Origin of the sequence: Shewanella sp. GXUN23E, from assembly GCF_050865035.1 — a bacterium.
Lineage (GTDB): Bacteria > Pseudomonadota > Gammaproteobacteria > Enterobacterales > Shewanellaceae > Shewanella.
In genome coordinates this window covers 171523-197541 of sequence record NZ_JBOZWP010000005.1, presented here as the reverse complement: position 1 = coordinate 197541, position 26019 = coordinate 171523, and the positions used below count along the sequence as shown (strand labels likewise).

Genomic DNA, 26019 nt, shown 5'->3' with positions numbered 1-26019 from the left:
GGATTATGGCAATTCCTGCGCGGCTTGCGTACTGGATAACAGAAAAAATTTTAGAGATAACAGCTTGTTGATTCAGGCAAAAACGTGGCTCAGCAGCTGCAGGCAGGCAAACGAGAATACGCCGGCCAGCACATCATCCGCCATAATCCCCAAACCGCCATGGACCTTGGCATCCAGAATACGGATTGGCCAGGGTTTAATAATGTCAAAAATACGGAACAGTACAAAACCCGCGACAATCCAGGGCCAGCCGGAGGGCGCGGCAATCATGGTGATCAGCAGACCTGCCACTTCATCCCAGACAATCGCGCCGTGGTCGTGCACCCCCATATCTTTGGACGCTTTGCCACAGATATAGATCCCCGCCAGAATCACCAGCGCCGTCGCAGCCAGATACCAGCTCAGCCCAAGGGGAGCCAGCACCAGATACAAAGGAATGGCAGCGAGAGTACCAAAGGTGCCCGGCGCTTTGGCAGCTAACCCACTGCCAAAACCGAGCGCCAGGAAGTGCACCGGATTGGCCAGCGACAGGCGATCCAGTGCGTCATCTTTTGCAAACAATTTCATCTAAAAATGCTCGAACCCGAGAAATTCCGGGGTAAAAGGCTCGCCATCCCTGAGCAACTTCAATTGACTGCCGGCACAAACCTGACCGATACGGACAAACTTCACGCCGCTTTGGCTCAGTGACGTTTCCAGTGCGCCCTTTTGTGCCTCGGGCACGGTAAACAAGAGCTCATAATCCTCACCACCGGTCAGTGCTAGACTCAACGCCAACTCTGCAGAAACTGTATCACGCATTGCCTGAGACAATGGCAGGTTTTCCACCTTGATCACCGCGCCCACACCTGATGCCTTCAGCACATGTGCGATGTCAGACATCAGTCCATCAGACAAATCAATGGCACTGGAGGCCAGCCCCCGCAGACATTGCCCCGCCAGCACTCTGGGGGTTGGGCGGTAATGACGGCCGATGAGAAACTCCCGGTGCTCAGGTCTTGCCTGTTGCTTACCCTGCAACAGCTGCAATCCCAACGCTGAATCCCCCAGAGTCCCGGTCACATAAATCCAGTCACCGGCCTTGGCGCCTCTGCGGGTCAGGGCTTTGCCCTCTGGCAATTGGCCATTGACGGTAATGGTGATGGACTTGGGACCACGGGTGGTATCGCCACCTATCAGGGCAATACCATAATAGTCAGCAGCCTCCAGCAGACCTTCAGAGAAACGCCGCAACCACAATTCATCAGCCTGAGGCAAGGTCAGCGCCAGGGTAAACCAGGAGGGCTCAGCGCCCATGGACGCCAGATCAGACAGGTTAACCGCCAACGCCTTATAACCGAGCGCGTCAGCAGGCATATTGGGGAAGAAGTGAACCCCTTCAACCAGGGTATCAACAGAAATAGCGAGAGATTTATTGGCCGCGGGTTGTACCACCGCGCAGTCATCGCCAATCCCCAGCAGCACGTCACGGCGCAGGGGCCCACGGCCACTGAAGAAATTTTCGATAAGTTGAAATTCTTTCACTGTAAATTACCGGAGCAATCCATAGAAAAACGGTATCCAGAGGATACCGTTTTGTCTGTTACTTACGTGCAACCAGCTTGTCCAGAATACCATTGACAAACTTATGACCATCTTCAGCACCGAATGTTTTGGCTGATTCGATAGCCTCGTTGATCACTACCTTGTACGGCACATCCTTACGGAAGGTTAGTTCAAAGGCAGCCAAACGCAATACGGCTTTCTCGATCGGATCCACTTCATCCAGTGGACGCTCCAGGAATGGGATCAGCATCTCATCCAGTTGCGCGGTCTTGGTTGCAGCGCCCGCAAACAGTTCACGGAAATAAGCAACATCAACACCGTCCAGGTTCTGCTCAGTCAGAAACTGATGTTCCACATCAGCGACGTTGTTACCGCTCATTTGCCATGAATAGACGGCCTGTACCGCTAAACGGCGGGCCTTACGGCGCTCAGAAGGCTTCATTGGATTTCCCGTTAATTACAGCTGTTGTTCAAGTTGTTGCAGCACATTGACCATTTCCAGCAGACCCAGGGCAGCTTCGCCGCCTTTGTTACCGGCCTTGGTACCTGAACGCTCAATCGCCTGTTCAATGGTATCTGTGGTCAGTACACCGAAAGATACGGGTACGTCGAACTCCAAAGACACCTGAGCCAGACCTTTGTTACATTCACCTGCAACGAAATCAAAGTGCGGCGTACCGCCACGGATCACAGCGCCCAGGGCGATGATACCGTCAAATTGACCACTGGCCGCCACACGACGGGCCGCCAATGGCAGCTCAAACGCGCCTGGTACGCGGACAACAGTGATGTTCTCATCAGCGACCTGACCAAAGCGTTTCAGCGTATCAATCGCCCCTTCCAACAGGCTCTCAACCAGAAAGCTGTTGAAACGTGAAACAACAATCGCCACCTTGGCATTTTTCGCTTCGATATTACCTTGAACTACGTTCATTATCTTACCTATGTTGCTATAGCACCCGGGCTCGGGGCGAAAAGTGGCGGTATGATACCACAGGCTTCCCGCCCAAGCTCTATGCAATTTTTCTGAAATAGTGAAATTCGGTTTACGCCATCAGGCATCGCCACCGAGCAGCTCGGGGCGGCACCCAACAAAAATCTTATTCTGAAACGTATTCAGTCACTTCCAGTCCGAAACCGGACAGGCTGTGATAACGTTTCTGGGAGCTGAGCAGGCGCATCTTGGTCACGCCCAGACTGGCCAGGATCTGTGAACCCACGCCGACACGGCGGGAAGTTCCCTGCCACTTGGCGGCCGCTGGCTGAGCACCTTTATCTTCCGCTTCAAAGGCACGCACTTTGGCCAGCAGATCGTCTGTGGTCTCTTCATTGCCCAGCAGCACCAGTACACCACCTTCATCGGCAATGCGCTCCATCGCCAGGTCCAGCGGCCAGCTGCGGCTCTGGTTACGTTCAGAGAACAGCAGATCATTAAAGGTACTTGGCAGATGCACACGTACCAGCACATTTTCAGTGATTTCACCCTTAACCATGGCGAAATGCAGCTGGTTGTCGATAGTGTCGCGGAAGGTCACCATGGTGAAATCACCAAAACGGGTTGGCATCAGGCACTCAGCCTCACGCACCACAGTGGTTTCGGTGTTGTTGCGGTATTCAATCAGATCGGCAATGGTGCCGATTTTGATACCGTGCTTTTCACTGAACACTTCCAGATCCGGACGACGGGCCATGGTGCCGTCTTCATTGAGAATTTCCACGATCACGCCGGAAGGCTCAAATCCGGCCAGACGGGCCAGATCGCAACCGGCTTCAGTGTGACCGGCACGGATCAGCACCCCGCCTTCCTGCGCCATCAGCGGGAAGATATGTCCTGGCTGCACCAGATCCGATGCCTTGGCATCCCGGGCCACAGCAGCTTTGACTGTTACTGCGCGGTCATGGGCACTGATCCCCGTGGTCACACCCTCGGCGGCCTCGATGGATACGGTAAAGTTGGTAGAGAACTGGGCATTGTTATTGCTGACCATGAGGGGCAGGTTCAGCTGCTGACAGCGGCTGCGGGTCATGGTCTGACAGATCAGACCGCGACCATGGGTCGCCATAAAGTTAATCGCTTCCGGGGTCACCATCTCGGCGGCCATGATGAGATCACCTTCATTTTCCCTGTCTTCATCATCCATCAGGATTACCATCTTGCCCTGACGAATATCCTCAATGATCTCTTCGATTGTATGTAGCGCCATTGTAAGACCTTTAATTTGCTTTACTGGAAAGAAACACTCTCAGCATTGTATGAAGTTATTGCTGAATTTCTGTCGATTACCGCATAAAACCAGCTCGCGCCAGCAACTCCATGGTGACGCCACCGGCAGATTTGTCATCGTCCTTTGCGCTGATAAGCCGCTCAAGATAACGGGCCACCAGATCCACTTCGATATTGACCTGACTGCCAGCCTGCAGATCCAATAAAGTGGTTTCGCTGGCAGTATGCGGCACTATGGTCAGACGAAAGCGTCTGCCATCCACCTCATTGGTGGTCAGGCTGACGCCATCGATGGTGATCGAGCCCTTATGGGCAATATAGCGGGCCAGCTCAGAAGGGGCCTCCAGCCAGAACTCAATCGCCGCGCCGCGATGGCTGCGCTCGACCACAGTAGCAATGCCATCCACATGACCGGACACCATATGACCGCCCAGACGGGTGGTTGGTGTCACCGCCTTTTCCAGGTTGACTTTGGTGCCCACCTGATAGCGGTTAAAACCGGTCAACGCCACAGTTTCCGCTGATACATCAGCGATATAACCATCAGCCAGACGTTCAACTACAGTCAGACACACGCCATTGGTGGCGATACTGTCACCCAGTTTGACATCGCTCAAATCCAGTTTGCCACTGGCGACCGTCAGGCGAATGTCATCGCCACGACGCTGGATTTGCCGGATGCTTCCTACTGCTTCAATAATGCCGGTAAACATAATTACTCACTCTGTGGACTCAGGCCGCGTGCGTCCTGAGTTGCAAATTCTGTCAATCAGTGTGCGCCTTGCAAACTGAAGATAAAACGCCGATCGCAGCCAAGTTTGCGCTCATCCAATAGTGTCATGGCCGGAATGCTATCCATGGATTGCCAGTCCGGCAACACCAGCATGTTACGGCCGTGACTGCCCAGCAGTTTTGGTGCCTGATACAGCACCAGCTCATCGACCTTTTGCTGCTCAACAAAGGCGCCCGCCAACGTGGCACCAGCTTCCACCAGTACCGAATTCACCCGTTTGCCCAGCTCAGTCAGCAGCGCAGTTAAATCCACCCTGCCCTGTTTATCCGCCAGCACCAGGGTCTCAACATGCGCAGGGAAACCAGCCAATTGCGCCGCACTGTAGACTTGGGTCGATACCAGCAAAATGGGTGATGCAAAGCCAAACAGGTTTGATGCCTGTTCAGCGGTCAGTCTGGCGCGGGAGTCCAGCACTACCCGCAGGGGCTGCTGCACTGTCGCTAAAGTCAGTACACCTGTCTGTTCGACGACGTAACCGAGCTCATCAAAACGTACATTCAGGGTTGGGTTGTCGGCCAGGATCGTCTCGACCCCGGTCACCAACGCTGAATGGCAGGCACGCAAACGCTGCACATCGCTGCGGGCCTGTGGGCCGGTAATCCATTTGGATACGCCGTTGGACAAGGCAGTTTTGCCATCCAGACTGGCCGCCACTTTGACGGTGACAAATGGCAGGCCGGTTTCCATGCGGGTCAAAAATCCGGGATTGAGCGCACGGGCATCGTTTTCCAGCAGACCGGTTTGCACCTCGATACCGGCGTCTTTAAGCATATTGATGCCACGACCGGCCACCTGAGGGTTGGGATCTGTCATGGCCACCACCACCCGCGCCACACCAGCCTCAATCAGACCTTTGGCACAGGGCGGGGTGCGGCCATAATGGCTGCAGGGCTCAAGCGTGACATAGGCGGTGGCGCCGCGGGCCTTATCACCCGCCATCCGCAGGGCATGCACTTCGGCATGGGGGCCACCGGCCTGAATATGAAAACCTTCGCCGACTATCTTATCGTTGAGGGTCAGGACACAGCCCACATTGGGATTGGGAGCCGTAGTGAACCGGCCGCGTTTGGCCAGTTGGATGGCACGGGCCATCATTTGGATATCGTGAGCAGACCACGTCATGAGGCAGTTTCCACCGAACCGGATGTCGGCTTGCAGTATTACTTTTGCAGCTTGGCGATGGCTTCACCAAACTCAGAAACATCTTCAAACGCCCGGTAAACGGACGCAAAACGGATATAGGCGACCTTGTCCAGATGCATCAACTGCTCCATCATCAGGTTACCTATCATTTCAGAGGGCACTTCACGTTCCCCTGTCGCCCGCACCATGGATTTGATTTTACTGAGCGCCTGCTCAATCTGATCGATGGAAACCGGACGTTTTTCCACCGCCCTGAGCATGCCGCCACGCAGCTTCTCTTCATCAAAAGGCTGGCGACTGCCATCACGTTTAATCACCCGCGGCATCACCAGTTCGGCGCCTTCAAAGGTGGTAAAACGCTCGTGACATTCAGTGCATTCCCGGCGACGACGAACCTGATGGCCTTCACCCACCAGACGTGAGTCAATCACCTTGGTATCGGTTGCGTTGCAAAACGGACAGTGCATTGTGCCTCCGGCAGCATAATTCAGAACAAAAATGGCCGCCGGATACCTGTGCATCCGGCGGCCATCAAAGTCTATCCTATTTGCCCCATTGGAAAAAGCCGAGTGGCTCTACAATTGGCAAATAACTCATGCCATTGGCATCAATCCGGCTCAGGCATAAACCGGGAAACGGGCACACAGTTCCAGCACCTGCTGCTTCACTTTCTCAATGTTGGCGTCGTTGTTCACGTCATCCAGCACATCACAGATCCAGCCGGTCAGCAGTCTGGCTTCATCTTGTTTGAAACCACGACGGGTAATGGCCGGGGTGCCGATACGGATACCGGAGGTCACAAACGGAGAACGTGGGTCGTTTGGCACTGAGTTCTTGTTCACTGTGATGTTGGCGCGGCCCAGCGCAGCGTCAGCTTCTTTACCTGTGATGTCTTTGTCAATCAGATCCACCAGCATCAGGTGATTCTCGGTGCCGCCGGAGACAATCTTGTAGCCGCGGGACAGGAACACTTCCACCATCGCCTTGGCGTTGGCCACAACCTGCTGCTGATACACCTTAAATTCAGGCTCCAGCGCTTCTTTGAAGGCCACCGCTTTACCGGCAATGACATGCATCAGCGGGCCACCCTGACCACCCGGGAATACCGCAGAGTTCAGTTTTTTGTGCAGCTCTTCATCCTCATGGGCAGACAGTATGATACCGCCACGAGGACCGGCCAGCGTCTTGTGGGTGGTAGAAGTCACCACGTGCGCATGTGGCAGCGGATCAGGATACACACCAGCGGCAATCAGACCCGCTACGTGAGCCATATCGACAAACAGGTAAGCGCCGACTTTGTCAGCGATTTCACGCATACGCGCCCAATCAACCACACCTGAGTAAGCAGAGAAACCACCAATGATCATCTTTGGCTTATGTTCTAATGCCAGCGTTTCCAGCTCGTTGTAATCAATCTTACCGGTCTCGTCGATGCCGTAAGGGATGATGTCATACAGCTTACCGGAGAAGTTGACCGGCGAACCGTGAGTCAGGTGACCACCGTGTGCCAGATTCATGCCCAGCACCTTGTCGCCCGGCTTAAGCAGCGTCATGTACACCGCCTGGTTAGCCTGTGAGCCTGAGTGTGGCTGCACGTTGGCATACACAGCACCAAACAGCTCTTTGGCACGCTCAATCGCCAGAGTTTCTACTTTGTCGACATATTCACAGCCGCCGTAATAGCGCTTGCCAGGATAGCCTTCAGCATACTTGTTGGTCAGCTGAGAACCCTGAGCCTGCATCACGCGTGGGCTGGTATAGTTCTCTGACGCGATCAGTTCAATATGCTCTTCCTGACGACGGGTTTCATCCTCAATCGCCGCGAACAGATCTGGATCGTAATCCGCGATATTCATGTCTTTAGTCAGCATGCTTACTCCGGCTGTTAAATTAATAAAATCTTAGCTTTTATGCCTTATACCTGTCCGCGTAGAAGACTCCGGTGCTCATCGCTCAGGCGGTATCAACGCCATTGCGGGCAACCTGTTGCCTGCGTATTTTTCACTCTCGCCGAGCAACTAAACTCCTATGCGGATTGGTATTATTGTAGGGTTGCGCGGTATTCTACTCCGCGATTGATCACAATCACAGTCCGGTGACCCTGAAATTGTTGCATGCCTGTATACAAGCTGGCTCATGGTCACCTTAAACCGTCTCAGACAACTTCAATATTTGTTTTTATTCAAATAATTACACATTTATGGCGGCTTGTTCGCCTGAGCGTAAACTCAGTTCAGCGTCAAAGCTCACCGCCCGCCCAACCTGCCCATTTCAGACAACCGATAGAATGACTCGCGTAAATTCACAAGTCTCTGGTCTGTGTCGATATTTTGGTCAAATACTCACATTGCCGACATCCGGTTCTCTGGCAGTCAAAGCAGCAATTTAGTAAACTTCGGGCAATTTTGAACACAGGAATCAACCATGGCTCAGTTTGTTTACAGCATGCTGAGGGTAGGGAAAATCGTTCCCCCCAAAAAGCACATTCTTAAAGACATTTCCTTAAGCTTTTTCCCCGGCGCCAAGATTGGTGTTCTGGGTCTGAACGGCTCAGGTAAATCGACCTTACTGCGCATTATGGCAGGGGTGGACACCGAGATTGAGGGTGAAGCCCGGCCTATGCCCGGACTGAAAATCGGTTATCTGCCTCAGGAGCCCAAACTGGATCCTGAGCAGACCGTGCGAGAAGCCATTGAAGAAGCCGTGTCTGAAGCCAAACACGCACTGGTTCGTCTGGATGAGGTGTATGCCGCCTATGCCGAGCCGGATGCCGATTTCGACGCTCTGGCCAAGGAGCAGGGCGAGCTGGAAGCCATTATTCAGGCCCACGATGCCCACAACCTGGACAACGCCCTTGAGCGTGCTGCCAACGCCCTGCGTCTGCCAGAATGGGATGCCAAGATTGAAAATCTGTCCGGTGGTGAGCGCCGCCGGGTAGCGATTTGTCGTCTGCTTTTGGAAAAGCCAGACATGCTGCTGCTCGACGAACCCACCAACCACCTGGATGCCGAATCCGTGGCCTGGCTGGAGCGTTTCCTGAAAGACTACTCAGGCACAGTGGTGGCCATTACCCACGACCGTTACTTCCTGGACAATGCCGCTGGCTGGATTTTGGAACTGGACCGTGGTGAAGGTATCCCATGGGAAGGTAACTACTCCTCTTGGCTGGAGCAGAAAGATGCCCGTTTGCAGCAGGAAGCGGCCGCTGAAAGCGCCCGTCAGAAGACCATTGCCAAAGAACTGGAGTGGGTACGTCAGGGTGCCAAGGGCCGTCAGTCCAAGGGCAAGGCGCGTATGAACCGTTTCGAAGAGCTGAACACCAGTGACTATCAGCGCCGTAACGAAACCAACGAGCTGTTCATTCCACCTGGCCCACGTCTGGGCGACAAGGTGATTGAAGTGCGCAACCTGACCAAGTCCTATGGTGACAGGGTACTGATTGACGATCTGTCTTTCTCTATCCCAAAAGGCGCCATCGTGGGCATTATCGGTGCCAACGGTGCCGGTAAATCAACCCTGTTCAAGATGCTGAGTGGCGCCGAGCAGCCAGACAGTGGCGAAATCGATATCGGCGCGACTGTGCAACTGGCGTCTGTGGATCAGTTCCGTGACTCCATGAACGACAAGAACACTGTCTGGGAAGAGATTTCAGGTGGTCAGGACATCATCCGCGTCCACAACACTGAAATTCCAAGCCGCGCCTATGTGGGCCGCTTCAACTTCCGCGGCGGCGATCAGCAGAAGATCATCGGTCAGCTGTCCGGTGGTGAGCGCAACCGTGTGCATCTGGCCAAGCTGCTGCAGTCCGGTGGCAACGTACTGCTGCTCGACGAACCAACCAACGATCTGGACGTGGAAACCCTGCGCGCGCTGGAAGAAGCCCTGCTGGAATTCCCGGGCTGCGCCATGGTGATCTCGCACGACCGTTGGTTCCTCGACCGTATCTGTACCCACATCCTGGACTACCGCGATGAGGGTAAGGTGAACTTCTACGAAGGTAACTACACCGAGTACTCGACCTGGCTGAAAGACACCTGTGGCACTGATGTGATTGAGCCACACCGTCTCAAGTACAAGCGTATGACCAAGTAAGCTCAGGCTCAGTTTGTTCCCGCCAAAAGCCAGTGCCCAGCACTGGCTTTTTTATTGACTTTCAGACGGCAGTTTTTCATCCAACCCATTGTGAAAATTACCAAATCACTATTAAATAAAGCGGTCAAATATCAACCACGACAGTTGGTCTTATCAATGGAGTGAACTATGGCAAACAAGGACTTATCAGTGCGCAGCGCGGTGCTCACCGCACTTCTGACCCTTTCAACCCCATCACTGGCTGCCGGTGGCGGCGGGGTTATCTCAGCCGACCCATCCAAACATTTCGATACCAAAGGCAAAGAACCTTCTTCTTTTACTCAGGCCAGGCAACAGCAGCAGCGCAATACCCTGCCTCTGAGTGATAAGCGCGACTTTGAAGAAGCCTCCCGTGGCTTTATCGCCGCCCCAAAATACAAGCAGATTATGGCGGAAGCCGGTAATGTCGCCTGGGATATGGGCAGTTATGGCTGGCTGTTGGAAGACAAGCAGTTCGACACCATGCACCCATCACTGCAGCGCCAGGCGGTGCTGAACATGGCCTACGGCCTGTATGAAGTGGTGCCGGGTAAAATCTATCAGGTGCGCGGTTTTGATCTGGCCAATATCAGCTTTATCAAGGGTGACACAGGCTGGATTGTGTTCGATCCGCTGACCGCCAAGGAAACCGCTGCCGCCGCGCTCAAATTCATCAATGAGCAGCTGGGTGAGCGACCTGTGGTGGCCGTGGTCTACTCCCACTCCCATGGTGACCACTTCGGCGGCGTGCGCGGCGTGGTGGACGAAGCGGATGTGAAAAGCGGCAAGGTGAAGATTATTGCCCCGGTGGGCTTTATGGATCACGCGGTATCGGAAAACGTCTACGCCGGTAATGCCATGACCCGCCGCATGTTCTTCCAGTATGGCGTACTACTGCCCCGCAGCCCTTACGGCCATGTGGATCAGTCCATCGGTAAAAACACTGCCGCCGGTAATTTGGGGTTAATCCCGCCCACTGTGGTGATTAAGGATGACTTCGAAGAGATGACGGTCGATGGCGTCAAGATGGTATTCCAGAACACCCCGGGCACCGAAGCGCCAGCGGAGATGAACACCTGGTTCCCGGATTGGAAAGCCTTCTGGGCCGCGGAAAACATCACAGGCACGATTCACAACATCTACACCCTGCGCGGCGCTCAGGTACGTGATGCGCTCAAGTGGTCCAAAGGCATCAACGAAGCCCTGTACCTCTATGGCCAGGACGCCGACGTGATGTTTGCCTCCCACAGCTGGCCGCGCTGGGGCAATGAGCGCATTCAGGAAGTGATGCGTGCCCAGCGGGATGCCTATGGTCACCTGAACAATCAGGTACTGCACCTGGCCAATCAGGGCGTGACCATCAATGAAATTCACAATATGTACAAACTGCCCAAGAGTCTGGAGCAGAACTGGGCAGCCCACAGCTACCACGGCTCCGAGGCCCACAACAGCCGCGCGGTGATCAACCGTTATCTGGGTTACTGGGATGCCAACCCGGCCACCCTGATCCCGCTGTCACCAAAAGATTCCGCGCCTTTGTACGTGGAGATGATGGGCGGAGCTGACAAGATCATGGCCAAGGGCAAGCAGCTGTACGATCAGGGTGAGTACCTGATGGCCACCGAGATCCTCAACAAGCTGGTGTTTGCCGAGCCACAAAATCAGGCCGCCAAAGACTTACTGGCGGATGTGTATGAACAGATAGGTTATCAAAAAGAAAGCCCCAGCCTGCGCAACAGCTTCCTGGCTGCCGCCTATGAGCTGCGAAACGGCATTCCCAAGGGCGCGTCGCCCAAAGGCACAGGGCCTGACATGATCCGCGCCATGGGCACAGATCTCTGGCTGGACTTCCTCGGCATTCAGCTTGATGCCGCCAAGGCGGAAGGTAAGGCCTTTATCATCAACTTTATCACCCCGGACAATGGCGAGAAGTATGTGGTGGAGCTGAGTAACTCGGTACTGACCAACATCAAGGGCCAGCAGGCGGCCAAGCCGGATCTGACCATAGCCATTAACCGCAGCGATCTGGAGCCTGTAATGATGGGCGCTGCCAGCTTTAAAGATCAGGTCAGCAGCGGCAAGGCCAAAGTGACCGGTAACGCCAAACTGCTGGATGAACTGATGGCCATGATGGTGCAGTTCAATATGGGCTTTGAGCTGCTGCCCGGCACAGGTGGCACTACCCTGACCGGCAACGGAGCAGGCAAGTAAGCCTCTGTCGTAACAACAAAAAAGCGCTGCATCTGCAGCGCTTTTTTCATATTGGTTTTACTATCAGGCGTCCTGCTGTTTATCTGGGAACAAACCATCTAGCATCAGCGCGATGGCGCCATCGCCGGTAACATTGGTGGCGGTACCAAAGCTGTCCTGCAGGGCAAATACCGCCAGCAGCAGCGCCACCCCGGTTTCATCAAAGCCCAGCACGCCGACTACCAGTCCCATGGAGGCCATCACAGTGCCGCCCGGCACACCCGGTGCGCCGATGGCGAAGATCCCAAACAACAGAATAAACAGTGCCATGGTGCCCATGGATGGCAGCGCGCCATAGAGCATCAGGGAAATAACCATCACAAAGAAGGTTTCGGTCAACACAGAGCCTGCCAGATGGATGGTCGCCCCCAGCGGGATGGCAAAATCCACGGTATCGCGCTTGAGCACAGGCGATTGACGGGCACACTCCAGCGCCACCGGCAGGGTCGCGGCACTCGACATGGTGCCCACAGCCGTCAGGTAAGCCGGGCCATAGAACTTCAGCACCTGCCAGGGATTTTTGCGCGACAGCGCGCCGCCAATGCCATAGAGCACCGCCAGCCAAATGATATGGCCGACAATCGCCAGTACTACCACCTTGAGGAACACAGGCAACTGCTCAGTCAGCGTGCCTTCGTAGGCCAACCCGGCAAAAGTCGCCGCCACAAAGAATGGCAGCACAGGGATCACCATGCGCTTGACGACAAACAACATGATGGACTCAAACTCTCCCAGCAGGGCTTCAAACTGACGGGCACGGGTAGAGAGCACAGCGATCCCCAGCACAATGGCAATCACCAGCGCACTCATCACTGACATCAGCGGTGGAATATTGAGCTTGAACAGCGCCTCGGGCAAATGCCGCAGGGCCTCAATGGAAGTGGGCACAGAAAGATGGGGAATAATCGCCAGACCGGCAAAATACGCCATGGTGGCGGCGCCGACAGCTGACAGATAAGCAATACTGATGGCCGCACCCAGCATACGGTTGGCATTCTGTCGCAGGCGGGTAATCGCCGGGGCGATAAAGCCAATGATCACCAAAGGCACCATAAAGAAGATAAACTGCCCCAGGGTGTACTTGATTGAACTCACTACAGTCATCACAGACTCATCGGCCACCAGCCCAAGACCGGCGCCCAGGCCAATCCCGACAGCCAACTTGAGGATCAGTCCCCATTCTTTGTATTTATTGCTTTCCACGCTTGTATCCTCAGCCAGAATTCCCGATCGGGCACACCTATTCATTGACGATAGTGTTTCATACAAAGCACAAAAAAAGATCGCTCAGGCTCTCAGGCTACAACAATCTCCTGTCTGAATGTCTACTTTTCCACCATGTCGCAAGCCTGATTTCTGGTCGTCAATTCCGCGCCATAAAAAAGGGAGCCATCAGGCTCCCTATATCCATACCGCTGCACTTACAGGTCAGTCCTTTACAGGTAATAGTCCTTAAGCGGCGGAAAACCGTTGAAACACACCGCCGAATAGGTGGTGGTATAGGCACCTGTGGTCAGCCAGTAGAGGCGATCGCCAATGGCCAAATCCATCGGCAGGCCATAGCTGTAGTGTTCATACATGATATCGGCGCTGTCACAGGTGGGACCGGCGATCACACACTTCTCCAGCTCGCCGCTGCGGTCGGTGACTATCGGGAATTTAATGGCTTCATCCATGGTTTCAATCAGCCCGGAAAACTTACCCACATCGGTAAACACCCAGCGCTCCAGCGCGGTCTGGGACTTACGGGAAATCAGCACCACTTCGGAAACCAGCACCCCGGCGTTGGCAATTAATGACCGGCCAGGCTCGAGGATAATCTGCGGCAGGTCATCGCCAAAATCCTCCACCAGAAACTTGTGGATATGCTCGGCATAGGTCGCCAGCTCATTGGTGGGATCGATATAGTTGGCCGGGAAGCCGCCGCCCATGTTGATCATCCCCAGAGTAATGTCGTGCTCGTCTTTCAGACGCTCGAAAATCACCTTCACCTTGCCAATCGCGGCATCCCAGGCACCGATATCACGCTGCTGTGAGCCCACATGGAAAGATACCCCCCAGGGCACCAAACCTAACTCTTTCGCCAGCACCAACAGTTCACAGGCCATTTCATTCTGACAACCGAACTTGCGCGACAGCGGCCAGTCCGCAGTGCCTGAGCCCTCGGTCAGAATACGCACATAGATACGGGCACCGGGCGCTTCCTCGGCAATCATCCGCAGATCGGCTTCCGAGTCAGTGGCGAACAGGCGCACACCACGCTCATAGAAGGCTTTGACATCCTTGCGCTTTTTAATGGTGTTGCCATAGCTGATGCGATCGCAGCTCACGCCAATATTCATCACCATATCCAGCTCATAGATGGAAGCGATATCGAAGTTGGAGCCCCTGTCCTTCAGCAAAGTCAGAATTTCCGCTGCCGGATTGGCTTTTACCGCGTAGTACACGCCGGCATAAGGAAAATGCTCAGTCATGGCATCGTACTGCTTGCCTATGATACCTGTGTCTATCACCACAAAAGGTGTCTGTTTGCCATCGGCAAATTCCCGGATCCGGCTGAAGGTGTCAGCGTCATAATAATCCCGGCTGTCGATGCGCAATAAGGTGCTCATTAGTTGTGAGTCTCCAAAACAATTAGCTGTTGCAGGGTGAGGCTCGCGCTGCCTGAACCTTGGTCAGGCAGTGCGGAACCTATCTTAAATCGTGCGAAGTAAACGACATTTATCACAATTTCGCAACGAATTTTTATGCATTATTTTAAAATTATTATTCCTGATTTTGAAAGGCGCAGGTTGACCTTATCCGCCGGTCATATCACAGGTTGCACCGGCCCCAAATTACAACAGCAATCTGGGGTGCAATACCACGCAGGAAGTCAGCTTCTGACTGCCAAAACCGATGATCTGCATCAAGGCTGCCTTGCTCACAGGCACATGGGCAGAGGCGACCGAGTCGCCCGGTTTTTCCACCAAAGGGTCGTGGAAATAGAAGAAGTGTTCGCTCATACCCGACAGCAAAATCCAGTGCGGTTCCTTACAGCCGTTGAAGCGATAAGTGCTGATAAGCAGCAGTACGCAGGCACCCTCGGTCAGCCAGGTTTCCAGCTGGGCCTGGGTTGGATGGGCTTCTTGCAGCGGTACACCGGCCTGTTGCAACCGGGTATCAAAGTAGTTGTGTACCAGCTCTATCAGGGCTTTCTTGTCGGGATCGCGCACGCTGCGGATAAACGGAATGCCTTCGGCCTTACTCCACAGCGACACGTTAAAGCCCCGCTGATGCGCCGCCAGTGCCAGTCCGCGGCCACTGCAACCGCCATGACCGGATGCCATATACACAGTCGTGGCTTCCCGCCATAGCTGGATTTCTTCAATCCGGCTCATGGGATAACCGGGTTGCAGGCTGGAAAATGCCATCAGTAAACAGGCCGCGCCGCAGGTAAAAGGCGTGGTTTGTACATACAGCGGCAGGGGCAATAACCGGCTGGGCGGCGGCGCCCCAAGACGCTTTTGTAAGCGGATGCCATCTGCCAGGTCATCATAATAATGTACCAGTGTTGTCAATGGCTTATATCCCTGTTGCTGATATAAATTTATTGCTGCGAGATTATCTTCCCTAACTTCGAGTCTTATCGTAACGTATCCCCTGTCTATCGCCATTTGCTCCGCGTCGGCCAGCAGTATTCGGGCTATTCCCTGCCCTCTGCAAGCCGGAGAGACCGCCAGAGAGTAAAGTCTCGCAAGCAAAGATCCCCGATTGAACAGCACCAGACAGTAGCCGCTGAGGCTTTCCTGGCCGTCCATCACCAGCATCAGGCTGTGGGGGGATTTGATAAACCGCTTCATTTGACGGGGTGAGATTCTGTCTCCTGGAAAGGATTGAGATTCAAGCGCTAATAACGCGGACAGATCGGCAGGACAGGCAATGCGGCACTTCATCTTAACACTCCCTTGTGTAATGTAAGCTGCATTCTAATTGGGATTATCGACACCTACCACTGGAGGGTATTGCCCCATGGCAAATTTAGTTGTCGTTGTAGACAAAATGAAAGATTGGAAGGTGTATTTTCAGTCTGACGAAGTGATCACCGTTGACCAGTATCTGGAGTCCGGCACTGTGGGCAGGCATAAAGCCACCCAGGTGATCAACCTTTGCAGCAGCTACGAATACATGTCTGACGGCTATTATTGCTCACTGCTGGCGGAAGCCAGAGGCCACAGGGTCATGCCGAAGGTGATGACCATCAACGACTTAAGCCAGTCATTGTTTGTCAAACTCAACTCCCAGGAGTTGACCAAACACTTTGCCGACCAGCAGGCGGTGGAGTTCAAAATCTTCTTTGGCCGCTCTTTCCTGCCTGGCACAGAGAAAATCGCCCGCCAATTGTTTGAAAAATTTACCCTGCCGATTATTCAGGTACGTTTTACCCAGCATGACGGACAGTGGCAACTGCAGGATTTAAGCCCCTTCCCGTTCACCGAACTGACCAGCGATGAGCAGGATCAGTTTGCCGATGCACTGGATAAATTCTCCATGAAGATGTGGGCCGGCCAGAAGCAGGTGAAAAAGGCCAGATACGATCTGGCGGTACTGATTGACCCGCAGGAAAAAATGCCGCCCTCGGACCCCTCCGCCATTCGCCGCTTTATCCGCGCAGCCTCCCGTCTGGGCATGAGCATGGAAACCATAGGTCCACAGGATATTGCCCGGCTGGGCGAATTTGATGGCCTGTTTATTCGCGCCACCACCAATATTGGCAACTTCACCTACCGCTTTGCCAAAGCCGCCCAGTCGCAGGGGCTGGTGGTGATGGACGATCCTGAATCCATTATGAAGTGCACCAACAAGGTGTTTCTTACCGAACTGCTGCAGCAACACAAGGTGCCTGTGCCCAAGAGCGTGATTATCCGTCAGATCACCTCAGCCGATACCATGGCACGCGCCGAAGAGGAAATTGGCTTCCCCATGGTGCTTAAAATTCCCGATGGCGCTTTCTCCCTCGGAGTGACGAAAGTCAAAGACCGACAGGAGCTGGAAACCCAGTGTGCCCGTATTTTTGAGCGCAGTTCGCTGATCCTGGCGCAGGAGTTTCTGCCAACAGATTTCGACTGGCGCGTTGGGGTACTCAACCGTCAGCCGATTTTCGTGTGCCGCTACTTTATGAGCCGGGGCCACTGGCAGATTTACCAACACCACCAGAGTGGCCGGGTAACGTCAGGCGACTTCGACTGTGTTGATATCAAGCATGCGCCCAAAGCCGTGGTGGATGCAGCCCTGAAAGCCGCCAACCTGATTGGCTCAGGTCTGTACGGGGTAGATGTGAAAGAGCGGGATGGCAAGGTGTATGTCATTGAGGTCAACGACAATCCCAGCATAGATCACAAGGTAGAAGATCTGTTCCTTGGGGATCTGGTGTACGACCGGGTGATCACCGAGTTTCTGCGACGTATTCAGTTGCGGGGACTCTGATACCCAGCCGCCAAGGTTCTGCCTGATATCAATCTGCTTTGCGGACTGGTATCAGAGCAAACCAGACGCAGGACAGAAGAAAAGGGGTGAACAGCTTTGGCTTGTTCACCCCTTCTGCAGGTTTACGGCTGGCGAATCACCTGCCAGCCGCCATGGGATTATTCTACAACCGGCAGGCTTTCTATTTGTTGATAGCCCATATCTGACAGCTGTTCGTTGACGCAATCAAGCACAAACTGCTCCAGATCTTCGTCAGCAACAGACTGCTCACTGGCACGTGCGCTGCAGTCGTTCAGCAGGCTGACCACTTCATCCAGAGTTGCCACTGGAGACTGTTCTTCAGCGGCTTCATTGGCCATGACAGAAACGCTCAACAGTGCAGAGACAAGCAATGCAGAAATAGCTTTCATTTTCTTTCCTTAACGCTCAGACCAACCGGGCACCCCTGCCCAATTCCAATGTCCAAACGCGCCCATTTTGCCACGCCGTTTTGGCTTTTGAAATCGGCCCCACAATGAAACATTTTTACCATGTCATCACATTTTACCAACCGACATTACCCGAACAGAATGCCCGTGCTCAGCGCAAACAGCCAACATCCGTCTGCGTAAATTGTTAACTTTTGTTGTTCCCATCCAAAGAGTTAGGCAAACTGAAAACCAACCGCTGCACAAGGAAGTACCAACATGAAAATTGACCTCTGGTTTGCCACTCCTGTTTATCACCATGATGCCAATGACGCAGACACAGAGATGATCCAATCCAGCGTTGCTCAGATGCTGGAGCTGGAATACCGGGAAATACTGTCCAGAGACGATGCCCGATCCCGCAGTTATGTGCAGTCCCGCCATCCACAGCACAGACAAGTGCTGCAGAAGTATCAGCTGGACAATTTACATCACTGGCTGACCCTGCACTGCGGCGGCTTTGTCAAAAAGTTGCACCCGGATGCCAAAGCACTGGAGATCCGCGAAAGCTGGCTTAATTTTTACTTTCCCGGCGACAGTCAGGAAGTGCATCACCATATGCATCCCACTCATCCTTCCTTTATCAGCGGCAGCCTTTACCTGCAGGCGTCGCCGGATTCCGGCGACATCAAGTTTTATCATCCCGCCTTCGGTGTCAGCGGTTATCAGTCGGCTCAGGGGCTGGAAACCTTTGAAGCGAGCTATCCGCCGCAGCCCAACCGACTGGTGCTGTTTCGCTCTCATGTGCCTCACGCCGTCATGCCAAATCGCTCAGATAAGGTTCGTATTTCACTGAGTTTCAACGTGTATATTCAGGATTAACCCGCATCAGGCCAGTGTTGGCGCATTACCGGCATCCGGCATTCGCCAGAATGAAATTACATTTTCATTACAACTCAATTGTATGGCGTTACATCCGCTGGCAAGATAGTGGCACCCGGCGCAGACCGGTGCGCAATTTGTAGAATAACAACCAAGGAAGATGCTGTGCCCTTTCGTCCCTTATCAATCAAGCGAGCCTTGCCGAAACATCCGTTGCCCAACAGCCCATTGCTGCTCAGCGCGCTGATGAGCAGTATCCTGACTGCCTCGTCGCTGGCCGGTCAGCATGATGTCACCGATGGCCCGTACGTCTTCAGCCCTCAGGGCCAGCCAGCCCGTGCCAGCTGGGTATGCCATGGTGAACATCTGCAGCGGACGCTGGACGCCAACTATGTGATGCGGCCGGACAATTGCGGCAATCTGCCACAGCCGTCGTTACATCAGCTTAAAAACCAGGTGGATGCCGACAGTTTTCAGGACGTGGAAACCATCGTTGCCCTGAGCGACGTTCACGGCCAGTACGATGTGCTGCTGCACCTGCTGAGAAATCAGGGCGTGGTGGATCAGCACAACAACTGGGCATTGGGAAAAGCACACCTGGTGATCACCGGCGATATGTTTGACCGGGGCCCTCAGGTGAACGAAGTGCTCTGGCTGGTGTATCAACTGGACAAGCAGGCCAGAGATGCCGGCGGGCAACTGCACCTGTTGATGGGAAATCATGAACAAATGGTGCTTAAAGGGGATTTGCGCTACGTCAACCCCAGGTATCAGGTTGCCGAAACGCTGATTGGACGAAACTATGATGCACTGTATGGCACAGATACTGAGTTGGGCCAGTGGCTGCGCAGCAAACACACGCTGGTGAAAATCAATGACATCCTGTTTATGCACGGGGGCATCAGTCCGGAATGGCTGCAAACTGATCTGACGATCAGCAGTGCCAATGCCCTGTACCGCGAACATATCGATACCCCCAAAGAGCAGATAAAACAGTCAGAACTGCTTAACTTCCTGTTTTATAAAAATGGCCCGACCTGGTATCGGGGTTATTTCAAGGACGAGCTGAGCGACGGGCAGATAGACAAGTTACTGGCACATTTTGGTGTCAGCCATATCGTGGTAGGTCACACCTCACAGGACAGAGTATTGGGACTGTACGACAACAAAATCGTCGCCATCGACTCCAGCATCAAAAATGGTCAGTCCGGTGAGCTGCTGTGGATTGAGCAAGGCAAGCTGAGCCGTGGTCTGTATGACGGCGGTAAAGCCGAGCTGACAAGCGACTGATTTCAATGTCTGAGGCACACTCAGCTACGAATTGGCGTCAATAGCCACCAAGTGTTCACTCACAAACACCGCACAGGGATAAGCATCCGGGACAGTAACATCCCATGCCAATATTCCAGTCTTCCCGCAGGATCAAAAAAGCCGCTCCCTGAGCGGCTTTCGTTTTTGAGTGAAGGATATTATCCCTTCACTTTCCAGCGGATCGTTTCACCGGCGCGGATAGGCACCACAGTGCTGTCACCCAGTGGATAGTCCGCAGGCACCTGCCACTCTTCTTTCACCAGAGTCACAGTATCACTGTTGCGCGGCAAGCCGTAGAAGTCAGGCCCGTTAAAGCTGGCAAAGGCTTCCAGCTTATCCAGCGCGTTCACTGACTCAAACGCCTCGGCATACAGCTCCAGCGCGGCGTGGGCGGTGTATGAACCGGCGCAGCCACAGCAGGCTTCTTTCTTATCCTTGGCGTGCGGCGCAGAATCTGTCCCCAGGAAAAACTTCTTGCTGCCACTGGCGGCAGCCGCCAGCAGCGCATCCTGATGGATGTTGCGCTTGAGGATAGGCAGGCAATAAAAGTGCGGACGAATACCACCGGCCAGCATATGGTTGCGGTTATACAGCAGATGATGGGCAGTAATGGTGGCTGCTACGTTATCACCGGCTGCATTCACAAAGTCCACCGCATCCCTGGTGGTGATGTGCTCCAGCACGATTTTCAGCCCAGGGAAATCGGCCACCACTCTGGACAGGATGTTTTCGATAAAGATGCGCTCGCGATCGAAGATATCGATGGCAGAATCAGTCACCTCACCGTGTACCAGCAGCAACAGACCTTCCTGCTGCATGGCCTCAAGTACCGGGTAAATTTTCTCGACACAGGTGACGCCTGAGTCAGAGTTGGTGGTGGCACCGGCCGGATACAGCTTGCAGGCGACCACTTTGCCACTGGCCTTGGCTTTACGAATTTCATCCGCACTGGTGTTGTCAGTCAGGTACAGCACCATCAGCGGCTCAAAGCCGGTGTCTGTGTGCGATTTGATGCGCGCGTGGTATGCCAGCGCCAGTTCAGTGCTGGTCACAGGCGGCACCAGATTAGGCATTACAATGGCACGGCCCATGTAGCGGCCGGCATCACGCACGGTATCAGGCAGGGAGCCACCATCACGCAGGTGGATATGCCAGTCGTCGGGGCGGGTCAGAGTCAAAGTGGTCATAGTGCTTATTCGTTATCTTTGTCGGTGGCGGGATCTTATGTGGCATCCCGACCAAGGGCAAGAGTCGCTGCGATGAATCGTTCATAAAACCGGACAATTTTCACCCGCCTTACACTTATGCCTTGCAAAGGAGCTCATTTCAGGTGGAGATAACTGCCGGTTTCCGGCTTTTTCATCACTATCTGCCAACCAGCCAATATTTTCAGGAGAATCTAAAAACAGCCGTCTGAAAACATGCCGAAACACAGGGAAATACCCTGTTACAAAGGCTTTCACCAAACGTGATACGCATCACACAATGCAACATTTAACCGCCTGGATTTACATACCTTTACGCCACTTTTACCGCAATTCCATAGAATAAGCTGTCCAACTCCGCATTATTGCCAGCTTGCGAGAACTATAACCATGAATAAAGCCAGCAGTCCGCTGTTACCTCTGTCGCTGATCACCACGCTGTTTCTGGTGTTTCTGGGGCTATTCAGTCCATCGCTGTATGCCAACCCGGGGTTGGGTGGCAAGCCGGGAGCGGCGCGCGAAGTCGCCGTGGTCACCGGCCTGGTGGAAGAGGAAACCCTGGCCCAGCATGTGACGGTCATCGGCAAGCTGACTGCCAGAAAATCCGTGGATCTGGCGCCCCAGATAGCCGGAAAGGTGAGCCATATCCTGGTTAGCGACAATCAGAAGGTGGTCCGCGACCAAATTCTGCTGGAGCTGGACAATGCCCGCGCCAAAGCCGCCCGGGATGAAGCCTGGGCTTACCTGCAGGATGAGCAGCGCAAACTGTCTGAATACATGCAATTAAAAGACTCTGATGCCATCACTCAAAGCGAAATCGACGCCCAGCGCGCCAGGGTGGCTATGGCCAATGCCCGCCTTGAGGCTGCCGCCGCAGAGCTGGAGTATCACAGTCTCAAGGCGCCCTTCGATGGCCATGTGGGTCTGATAGACTTCTCCGAAGGCAAAATGGTCACCACCGGCAGTGAGCTGCTGACGCTGGATGACCTCAGCCAGCTGCATCTGGATTTGGCGGTGCCAGAGCAGTATCTGGCACGTCTCAGTCGCGGCATGTCTGTGCAGGCACGCTCTCAGGCCTGGCACGACACCCTGTTCAATGGTCAGGTGGTGGCCATCGACCCTAGGGTCAATCCACAAACTCTCAATCTGACCGTGCGGGTCGCCTTCGATAACCCTGAGCTGAAACTCATGCCGGGTATGATGATGTCCGCAGATATCAGCCTGCCGGCGGTCACCCAGGCCGTGATCCCGGTGCAGGCACTGGAATACTCAGGCACCAAGCGTTACGTGTATTTACTGGGCGATGACAGCAAGGTCAGGCGCACTGAGGTCAAGCTGGGGGCCCGTATCGGCGATAAGGTGCTGATCAATGATGGCGTGAAGGTCAATGATGTGATTGTGGTACAGGGACTGGTGAACATGCGCGACGGCATCAAGGTCAAAGTGCTAACGGAGCAAACTGCCGGTAAAACGGCAGGTTCAGGAGAACGCGGCTGATGTTACTGTCTGATATCTCGGTTAAACGGCCGATCGTGGCCATCGTACTGTCGCTGCTGTTGTGCGTCTTTGGTCTGGTGTCCTTCAGCAAACTGTCGGTACGAGAGATGCCGGACGTGGAAAGCCCGGTGGTGACTGTGATGACCACTTACAAAGGCGCCTCGGCCACCATTATGGAAAGCCAGGTGACCCAGGTACTGGAAGATCAGATCACCGGCATTTCCGGCATCGAGGAAGTCACCTCGGTCACCCGCAATGGCATGTCGCGCATTACCGTGGAATTTGAGCTGGGCTGGGATCTGATTGAAGGGGTCAGCGATGTGCGTGACGCAGTGGCCCGTGCCCAACGTGGTTTGCCGGAGGAAGCCGATGACCCTATGGTGTCCCGCGACAATGGCTCCGGCGAACCTGCAGTTTACCTCAACCTCAAGTCTTCAGTGATGGATCGCACCCAGTTGACCGACTATGCCCAGCGGGTATTGGTCGACAGGTTCAGCCTGCTGACCGGCGTCAGCTCAGTCAGCCTGACCGGAGCCCTGTATCAGGTGATGTATGTACAGCTGGAGCCTGAACTCATGGCCGGTCGGGATGTAACCACCGCCGATATTATTGCCGCGCTGCGCAGCGAGAACGTCGAAGCGCCCGGCGGTCAGGTGCGCAACGACACCACTGTGATGTCAGTACGTACTGATCGCCTGTATCAGCAGCCGGAAGATTTTGACTATCTGGTGGTGCGCCGCACTGTCGATGGTTTTCCCATCTACCTCAAAGACGTGGCGCGGGTGTTTATCGGTGCCGAAAATGAAAACTCCTCCTTCAAGAGCGACGGTGAGGGTAATTTGAGTATCGGCATCATTACCCAGTCCGATGCCAACCCGCTGCAGGTCGCCAAGGCTGTATCGACTGAGGTGGACAAGATCCAGAAGTTCCTGCCCGAGGGCACCACCCTCAAAGTGAACTACGACAAAACCGTATTTATCGAGCGCTCCATCGAAGAGGTGTACTCCACTTTGTACGTCACCGGCGCGCTGGTGGTACTGGTGCTGTATATTTTCATCGGTCAGGCCCGGGCCACCATCATTCCGGCCATCACAGTGCCGGTGTCACTCATCTCCGCCTTTATCGCGGCCTATCTGCTGGGCTATTCCATCAACCTGCTGACCCTGATGGCGCTCATTCTGGCCATCGGTCTGGTGGTGGATGATGCCATCGTGGTGGTAGAAAACATCTTCCACCATATCGAAAAGGGCGAACCGCCGTTACTGGCCGCCTTCAAGGGCACCCGCGAAGTGGGTTTTGCGGTAATTGCCACCACCGCCGTGCTGGTGATGGTGTTCCTGCCCATCTCCTTTATGGATGGCATGGTCGGCCTGCTGTTTACCGAATTTTCGGTGATCCTCGCCATGGCGGTGGTGTTCTCCTCGCTGGTGGCGCTGACGCTGACGCCTGTGATGTCCAGCTATCTGCTCAAGGCCAATGTCCAGCCCGGCCCTTTCACCCGCTGGGTGGATCGCCGCTTTGCCGCTCTGGAATCCGCTTACCGTAAAGCCGTGGCACTGGCGGTACGCTTCCGCTTTGCCGCACCACTGGTGATCATCGCCTGTATCGCCGGCAGTGTTGGTCTGGCCAAACTGGTACCGGCGCAGCTGGCGCCCCAGGAAGACAGAGGCGTGGTATTCGCCTTCGTCAAAGGCGCCGAAGGAACCAGCTACAACCGCATGACCGCCAATATGGACATAGTGGAAGAACGACTGATGCCGCTGCTGGGTCAGGGCGTGCTGCGTTCCTTCAACATGCAGGCCCCGGCTTTCGGCGGCCGCGCCGGTGATCAAACCGGCTTTGTGATCATGCTGCTGGAAGACTGGGAAGACCGCAGCGTGCATGCCACAGAGGCGCTGAAGATGATCTCCGGCGCGCTTCAGGACATCCCCGATGTCAAAGTCTGGCCCATGATGCCGGGATTCCGTGGCGGCTCCAGTGAGCCGGTACAATTTGTGCTGGGTGGCAGCGACTATCAGGAGCTGAACCGCTGGGCGCAGCAGCTGCAACAGATTGCGGAGGATTCCGGCATGATGACCGGCGCCGATCTTGACTATGCAGAAACCACGCCTGAGCTGCTGGTCACAGTCAATCGCCAGCGGGCAGCCGAGCTTGGGGTCAGCGTCAAGGATATCTCCGATACTCTCGAAGTGATGCTCGGCGGTCGCAAGGAAACCACCTATGTGGAGCGCGGCGAAGAGTATGATGTCTATCTGCGGGGCGATGAAAACCGCTTCCTGTCGGCGTCCGATCTCAGCCGTATCTATCTGCGCAGTGACACAGGGGCGCTGATCACCCTCGACAGCCTGACCAAAATCGAGGAAGTGGCTTCCGCTCAAAAACTCAGTCACACCAACAAGCAGAAGTCCATCACCCTCAAGGCCAACCTGGCCGACGGTTATACCCTGGGCGAAGCGCTGGATTTCCTCGACAGCAAGGCCATTGAACTGCTGCCTGCTGACATCAGCATCGATTACGCCGGTGAGTCCAGAGACTTCAAGGAAAACCAGAGCAATATGGCCATGGTATTTGGTCTGGCGCTGCTGGTGGCTTACCTGGTGCTGGCGGCGCAGTTTGAAAGCTTCGTCAACCCGCTGGTGGTGATGTTCACCGTGCCCATGGGCATCTTCGGCGGCCTGCTGGGACTGGCGCTGACAGATCAGGGGCTCAACCTTTACAGCCAGATAGGCATGATCATGCTGATCGGTATGGTGACCAAAAATGGCATTCTGATTGTCGAATTTGCCAACCAGCTCAGGGACAGAGGTCTGGCACTCAACGATGCCATTATCGATGCCTCGGCCCGTCGTCTGCGCCCTATCCTGATGACCGCCTTCACCACCCTGGTGGGCGCGGTGCCGCTGATCATCAGTACCGGCGCCGGTGCTGAAAGCCGCATCGCAGTAGGCACAGTGGTGTTCTTCGGCATGGGCTTTGCGACGCTGGTGACCCTGTTTGTCATTCCGGCCATGTACCGGCTGATTTCCGGCAACACCCACTCCCCGGGATTTGTCGCCCAGCAGCTCGAAGCGCTGGAGGCCAAAGCTGCGGCACTGGCCACCGAGCCAAGCATGCCCGGCCAGCCACCTGCCACAGGCAGCGGCAATCCTCAGGCATAGTTGCATTAATCTTATTTCACAAAGGGCA

21 protein-coding genes are annotated in these 26019 nt (G+C 54.6%); 7 read left to right on the top strand and 14 right to left on the bottom strand.

The features are described from left to right. Window positions 1-72: 72 nt before the first annotated feature. The 9 genes from ACRRUX_RS07210 to glyA form a co-directional block, all read right to left on the bottom strand. Window positions 73-567 carry a phosphatidylglycerophosphatase A family protein gene (locus tag ACRRUX_RS07210; protein ID WP_432528677.1) on the bottom strand — a complete coding sequence of 165 codons (495 nt, stop codon included), beginning with the start codon at window positions 565-567 and terminating at the stop codon, window positions 73-75. After that, complete coding sequence (gene thiL, locus ACRRUX_RS07205; protein ID WP_432528675.1) at window positions 568-1524, bottom strand: thiamine-phosphate kinase; 957 nt, start codon at window positions 1522-1524, stop codon at window positions 568-570. Window positions 1525-1582: 58 nt separating this feature from the next. Then, a complete protein-coding gene (gene nusB / locus ACRRUX_RS07200) occupies window positions 1583-1987 on the bottom strand; it encodes a transcription antitermination factor NusB (protein ID WP_432528673.1) in 405 nt (134 codons plus the stop codon). A gap of 15 nt (window positions 1988-2002) precedes the next feature. Then, window positions 2003-2479 carry a 6,7-dimethyl-8-ribityllumazine synthase gene (ribH, locus tag ACRRUX_RS07195; RefSeq protein ID WP_432528671.1) on the bottom strand — a complete coding sequence of 159 codons (477 nt, stop codon included), beginning with the start codon at window positions 2477-2479 and terminating at the stop codon, window positions 2003-2005. A gap of 166 nt (window positions 2480-2645) precedes the next feature. Further along, entirely contained in the window at window positions 2646-3749 is a 1104-nt protein-coding gene (gene ribBA / locus ACRRUX_RS07190; RefSeq protein ID WP_432528669.1) for a bifunctional 3,4-dihydroxy-2-butanone-4-phosphate synthase/GTP cyclohydrolase II, read from the bottom strand. Window positions 3750-3825: 76 nt separating this feature from the next. Next, window positions 3826-4482, bottom strand: a complete 657-nt coding sequence (locus ACRRUX_RS07185; protein ID WP_432528667.1) for a riboflavin synthase — start codon at window positions 4480-4482, stop codon at window positions 3826-3828. 56 nt (window positions 4483-4538) lie between these two features. Next, entirely contained in the window at window positions 4539-5684 is a 1146-nt protein-coding gene (gene ribD, locus ACRRUX_RS07180) for a bifunctional diaminohydroxyphosphoribosylaminopyrimidine deaminase/5-amino-6-(5-phosphoribosylamino)uracil reductase RibD (RefSeq protein WP_432528665.1), read from the bottom strand. A 38-nt stretch (window positions 5685-5722) separates the two neighbouring features. Beyond that, window positions 5723-6172 (bottom strand): transcriptional regulator NrdR, encoded by a 450-nt coding sequence (gene nrdR, locus ACRRUX_RS07175; RefSeq protein ID WP_432528663.1) that lies wholly within the window; start codon window positions 6170-6172, stop codon window positions 5723-5725. A gap of 150 nt (window positions 6173-6322) precedes the next feature. After that, window positions 6323-7576 carry a serine hydroxymethyltransferase gene (gene glyA, locus ACRRUX_RS07170; RefSeq protein WP_432528661.1) on the bottom strand — a complete coding sequence of 418 codons (1254 nt, stop codon included), beginning with the start codon at window positions 7574-7576 and terminating at the stop codon, window positions 6323-6325. Window positions 7577-8129: 553 nt separating this feature from the next. Here glyA and ettA point away from each other — a divergent pair. Together ettA and ACRRUX_RS07160 are read left to right on the top strand one after the other, a co-directional pair. Then, window positions 8130-9797 (top strand): energy-dependent translational throttle protein EttA, encoded by a 1668-nt coding sequence (gene ettA, locus ACRRUX_RS07165; RefSeq protein WP_432528659.1) that lies wholly within the window; start codon window positions 8130-8132, stop codon window positions 9795-9797. A gap of 168 nt (window positions 9798-9965) precedes the next feature. Further along, window positions 9966-12026 (top strand): alkyl/aryl-sulfatase, encoded by a 2061-nt coding sequence (locus tag ACRRUX_RS07160; protein ID WP_432528657.1) that lies wholly within the window; start codon window positions 9966-9968, stop codon window positions 12024-12026. 63 nt (window positions 12027-12089) lie between these two features. Here the strand turns inward: ACRRUX_RS07160 and ACRRUX_RS07155 are convergent, their stop codons facing one another. The 3 genes from ACRRUX_RS07155 to ACRRUX_RS07145 form a co-directional block, all read right to left on the bottom strand. Further along, a complete protein-coding gene (locus ACRRUX_RS07155; RefSeq protein ID WP_432528655.1) occupies window positions 12090-13268 on the bottom strand; it encodes a dicarboxylate/amino acid:cation symporter in 1179 nt (392 codons plus the stop codon). A 233-nt stretch (window positions 13269-13501) separates the two neighbouring features. Further along, window positions 13502-14677 (bottom strand): type III PLP-dependent enzyme, encoded by a 1176-nt coding sequence (locus ACRRUX_RS07150; protein WP_432528653.1) that lies wholly within the window; start codon window positions 14675-14677, stop codon window positions 13502-13504. 225 nt (window positions 14678-14902) lie between these two features. After that, window positions 14903-16000, bottom strand: coding sequence for a GNAT family N-acetyltransferase/peptidase C39 family protein (locus tag ACRRUX_RS07145; RefSeq protein WP_432528651.1), 1098 nt, complete (start codon window positions 15998-16000; stop codon window positions 14903-14905). Window positions 16001-16076: 76 nt separating this feature from the next. Between ACRRUX_RS07145 and ACRRUX_RS07140 the strand changes: the two genes are divergently transcribed. Next, window positions 16077-17531, top strand: a complete 1455-nt coding sequence (locus tag ACRRUX_RS07140; protein ID WP_432528649.1) for a RimK family protein — start codon at window positions 16077-16079, stop codon at window positions 17529-17531. Window positions 17532-17689: 158 nt separating this feature from the next. On the opposite strand, the gene ACRRUX_RS07135 is transcribed toward ACRRUX_RS07140, so the two are convergent. Continuing rightward, on the bottom strand, window positions 17690-17941 hold the full coding sequence (locus ACRRUX_RS07135; RefSeq protein WP_432528647.1) for a hypothetical protein: 252 nt from the start codon (window positions 17939-17941) through the stop codon (window positions 17690-17692). Between the two features lie 276 nt (window positions 17942-18217). Here ACRRUX_RS07135 and ACRRUX_RS07130 point away from each other — a divergent pair, with 276 nt between their 5' ends. Then, window positions 18218-18820, top strand: a complete 603-nt coding sequence (locus ACRRUX_RS07130; protein ID WP_432528645.1) for a TIGR02466 family protein — start codon at window positions 18218-18220, stop codon at window positions 18818-18820. Between the two features lie 246 nt (window positions 18821-19066). Continuing rightward, window positions 19067-20110, top strand: coding sequence for a metallophosphoesterase (locus ACRRUX_RS07125; protein ID WP_432528771.1), 1044 nt, complete (start codon window positions 19067-19069; stop codon window positions 20108-20110). A 179-nt stretch (window positions 20111-20289) separates the two neighbouring features. Here ACRRUX_RS07125 and pyrC read toward each other — a convergent pair whose 3' ends face one another. Continuing rightward, window positions 20290-21318 carry a dihydroorotase gene (gene pyrC / locus ACRRUX_RS07120; protein WP_432528643.1) on the bottom strand — a complete coding sequence of 343 codons (1029 nt, stop codon included), beginning with the start codon at window positions 21316-21318 and terminating at the stop codon, window positions 20290-20292. 408 nt (window positions 21319-21726) lie between these two features. Here pyrC and ACRRUX_RS07115 point away from each other — a divergent pair, with 408 nt between their 5' ends. Further along, window positions 21727-22833 (top strand): efflux RND transporter periplasmic adaptor subunit, encoded by a 1107-nt coding sequence (locus ACRRUX_RS07115; RefSeq protein WP_432528641.1) that lies wholly within the window; start codon window positions 21727-21729, stop codon window positions 22831-22833. Further along, window positions 22833-25991 carry a multidrug efflux RND transporter permease subunit gene (locus ACRRUX_RS07110; protein ID WP_432528639.1) on the top strand — a complete coding sequence of 1053 codons (3159 nt, stop codon included), beginning with the start codon at window positions 22833-22835 and terminating at the stop codon, window positions 25989-25991. The genes ACRRUX_RS07115 and ACRRUX_RS07110 overlap by 1 nt, the downstream gene beginning before the upstream one ends. The last annotated feature ends 28 nt before the right edge of the window (window positions 25992-26019 follow it).

Coding starts and splice junctions, on each gene's coding strand:
- ACRRUX_RS07210 (WP_432528677.1), bottom strand. CDS start 567: ATGAAATTGTTTGCAAAAGATGACGCACTGGATCGCCTGTCGCTGGCC.
- nusB (WP_432528673.1), bottom strand. CDS start 1,987: ATGAAGCCTTCTGAGCGCCGTAAGGCCCGCCGTTTAGCGGTACAGGCC.
- ribH (WP_432528671.1), bottom strand. CDS start 2,479: ATGAACGTAGTTCAAGGTAATATCGAAGCGAAAAATGCCAAGGTGGCG.
- ribBA (WP_432528669.1), bottom strand. CDS start 3,749: ATGGCGCTACATACAATCGAAGAGATCATTGAGGATATTCGTCAGGGC.
- ACRRUX_RS07185 (WP_432528667.1), bottom strand. CDS start 4,482: ATGTTTACCGGCATTATTGAAGCAGTAGGAAGCATCCGGCAAATCCAG.
- ribD (WP_432528665.1), bottom strand. CDS start 5,684: ATGACGTGGTCTGCTCACGATATCCAAATGATGGCCCGTGCCATCCAA.
- nrdR (WP_432528663.1), bottom strand. CDS start 6,172: ATGCACTGTCCGTTTTGCAACGCAACCGATACCAAGGTGATTGACTCA.
- glyA (WP_432528661.1), bottom strand. CDS start 7,576: ATGCTGACTAAAGACATGAATATCGCGGATTACGATCCAGATCTGTTC.
- ettA (WP_432528659.1), top strand. CDS start 8,130: ATGGCTCAGTTTGTTTACAGCATGCTGAGGGTAGGGAAAATCGTTCCC.
- ACRRUX_RS07160 (WP_432528657.1), top strand. CDS start 9,966: ATGGCAAACAAGGACTTATCAGTGCGCAGCGCGGTGCTCACCGCACTT.
- ACRRUX_RS07150 (WP_432528653.1), bottom strand. CDS start 14,677: ATGAGCACCTTATTGCGCATCGACAGCCGGGATTATTATGACGCTGAC.
- ACRRUX_RS07145 (WP_432528651.1), bottom strand. CDS start 16,000: ATGAAGTGCCGCATTGCCTGTCCTGCCGATCTGTCCGCGTTATTAGCG.
- ACRRUX_RS07140 (WP_432528649.1), top strand. CDS start 16,077: ATGGCAAATTTAGTTGTCGTTGTAGACAAAATGAAAGATTGGAAGGTG.
- ACRRUX_RS07135 (WP_432528647.1), bottom strand. CDS start 17,941: ATGAAAGCTATTTCTGCATTGCTTGTCTCTGCACTGTTGAGCGTTTCT.
- ACRRUX_RS07130 (WP_432528645.1), top strand. CDS start 18,218: ATGAAAATTGACCTCTGGTTTGCCACTCCTGTTTATCACCATGATGCC.
- ACRRUX_RS07125 (WP_432528771.1), top strand. CDS start 19,067: ATGAGCAGTATCCTGACTGCCTCGTCGCTGGCCGGTCAGCATGATGTC.
- pyrC (WP_432528643.1), bottom strand. CDS start 21,318: ATGACCACTTTGACTCTGACCCGCCCCGACGACTGGCATATCCACCTG.
- ACRRUX_RS07115 (WP_432528641.1), top strand. CDS start 21,727: ATGAATAAAGCCAGCAGTCCGCTGTTACCTCTGTCGCTGATCACCACG.
- ACRRUX_RS07110 (WP_432528639.1), top strand. CDS start 22,833: ATGTTACTGTCTGATATCTCGGTTAAACGGCCGATCGTGGCCATCGTA.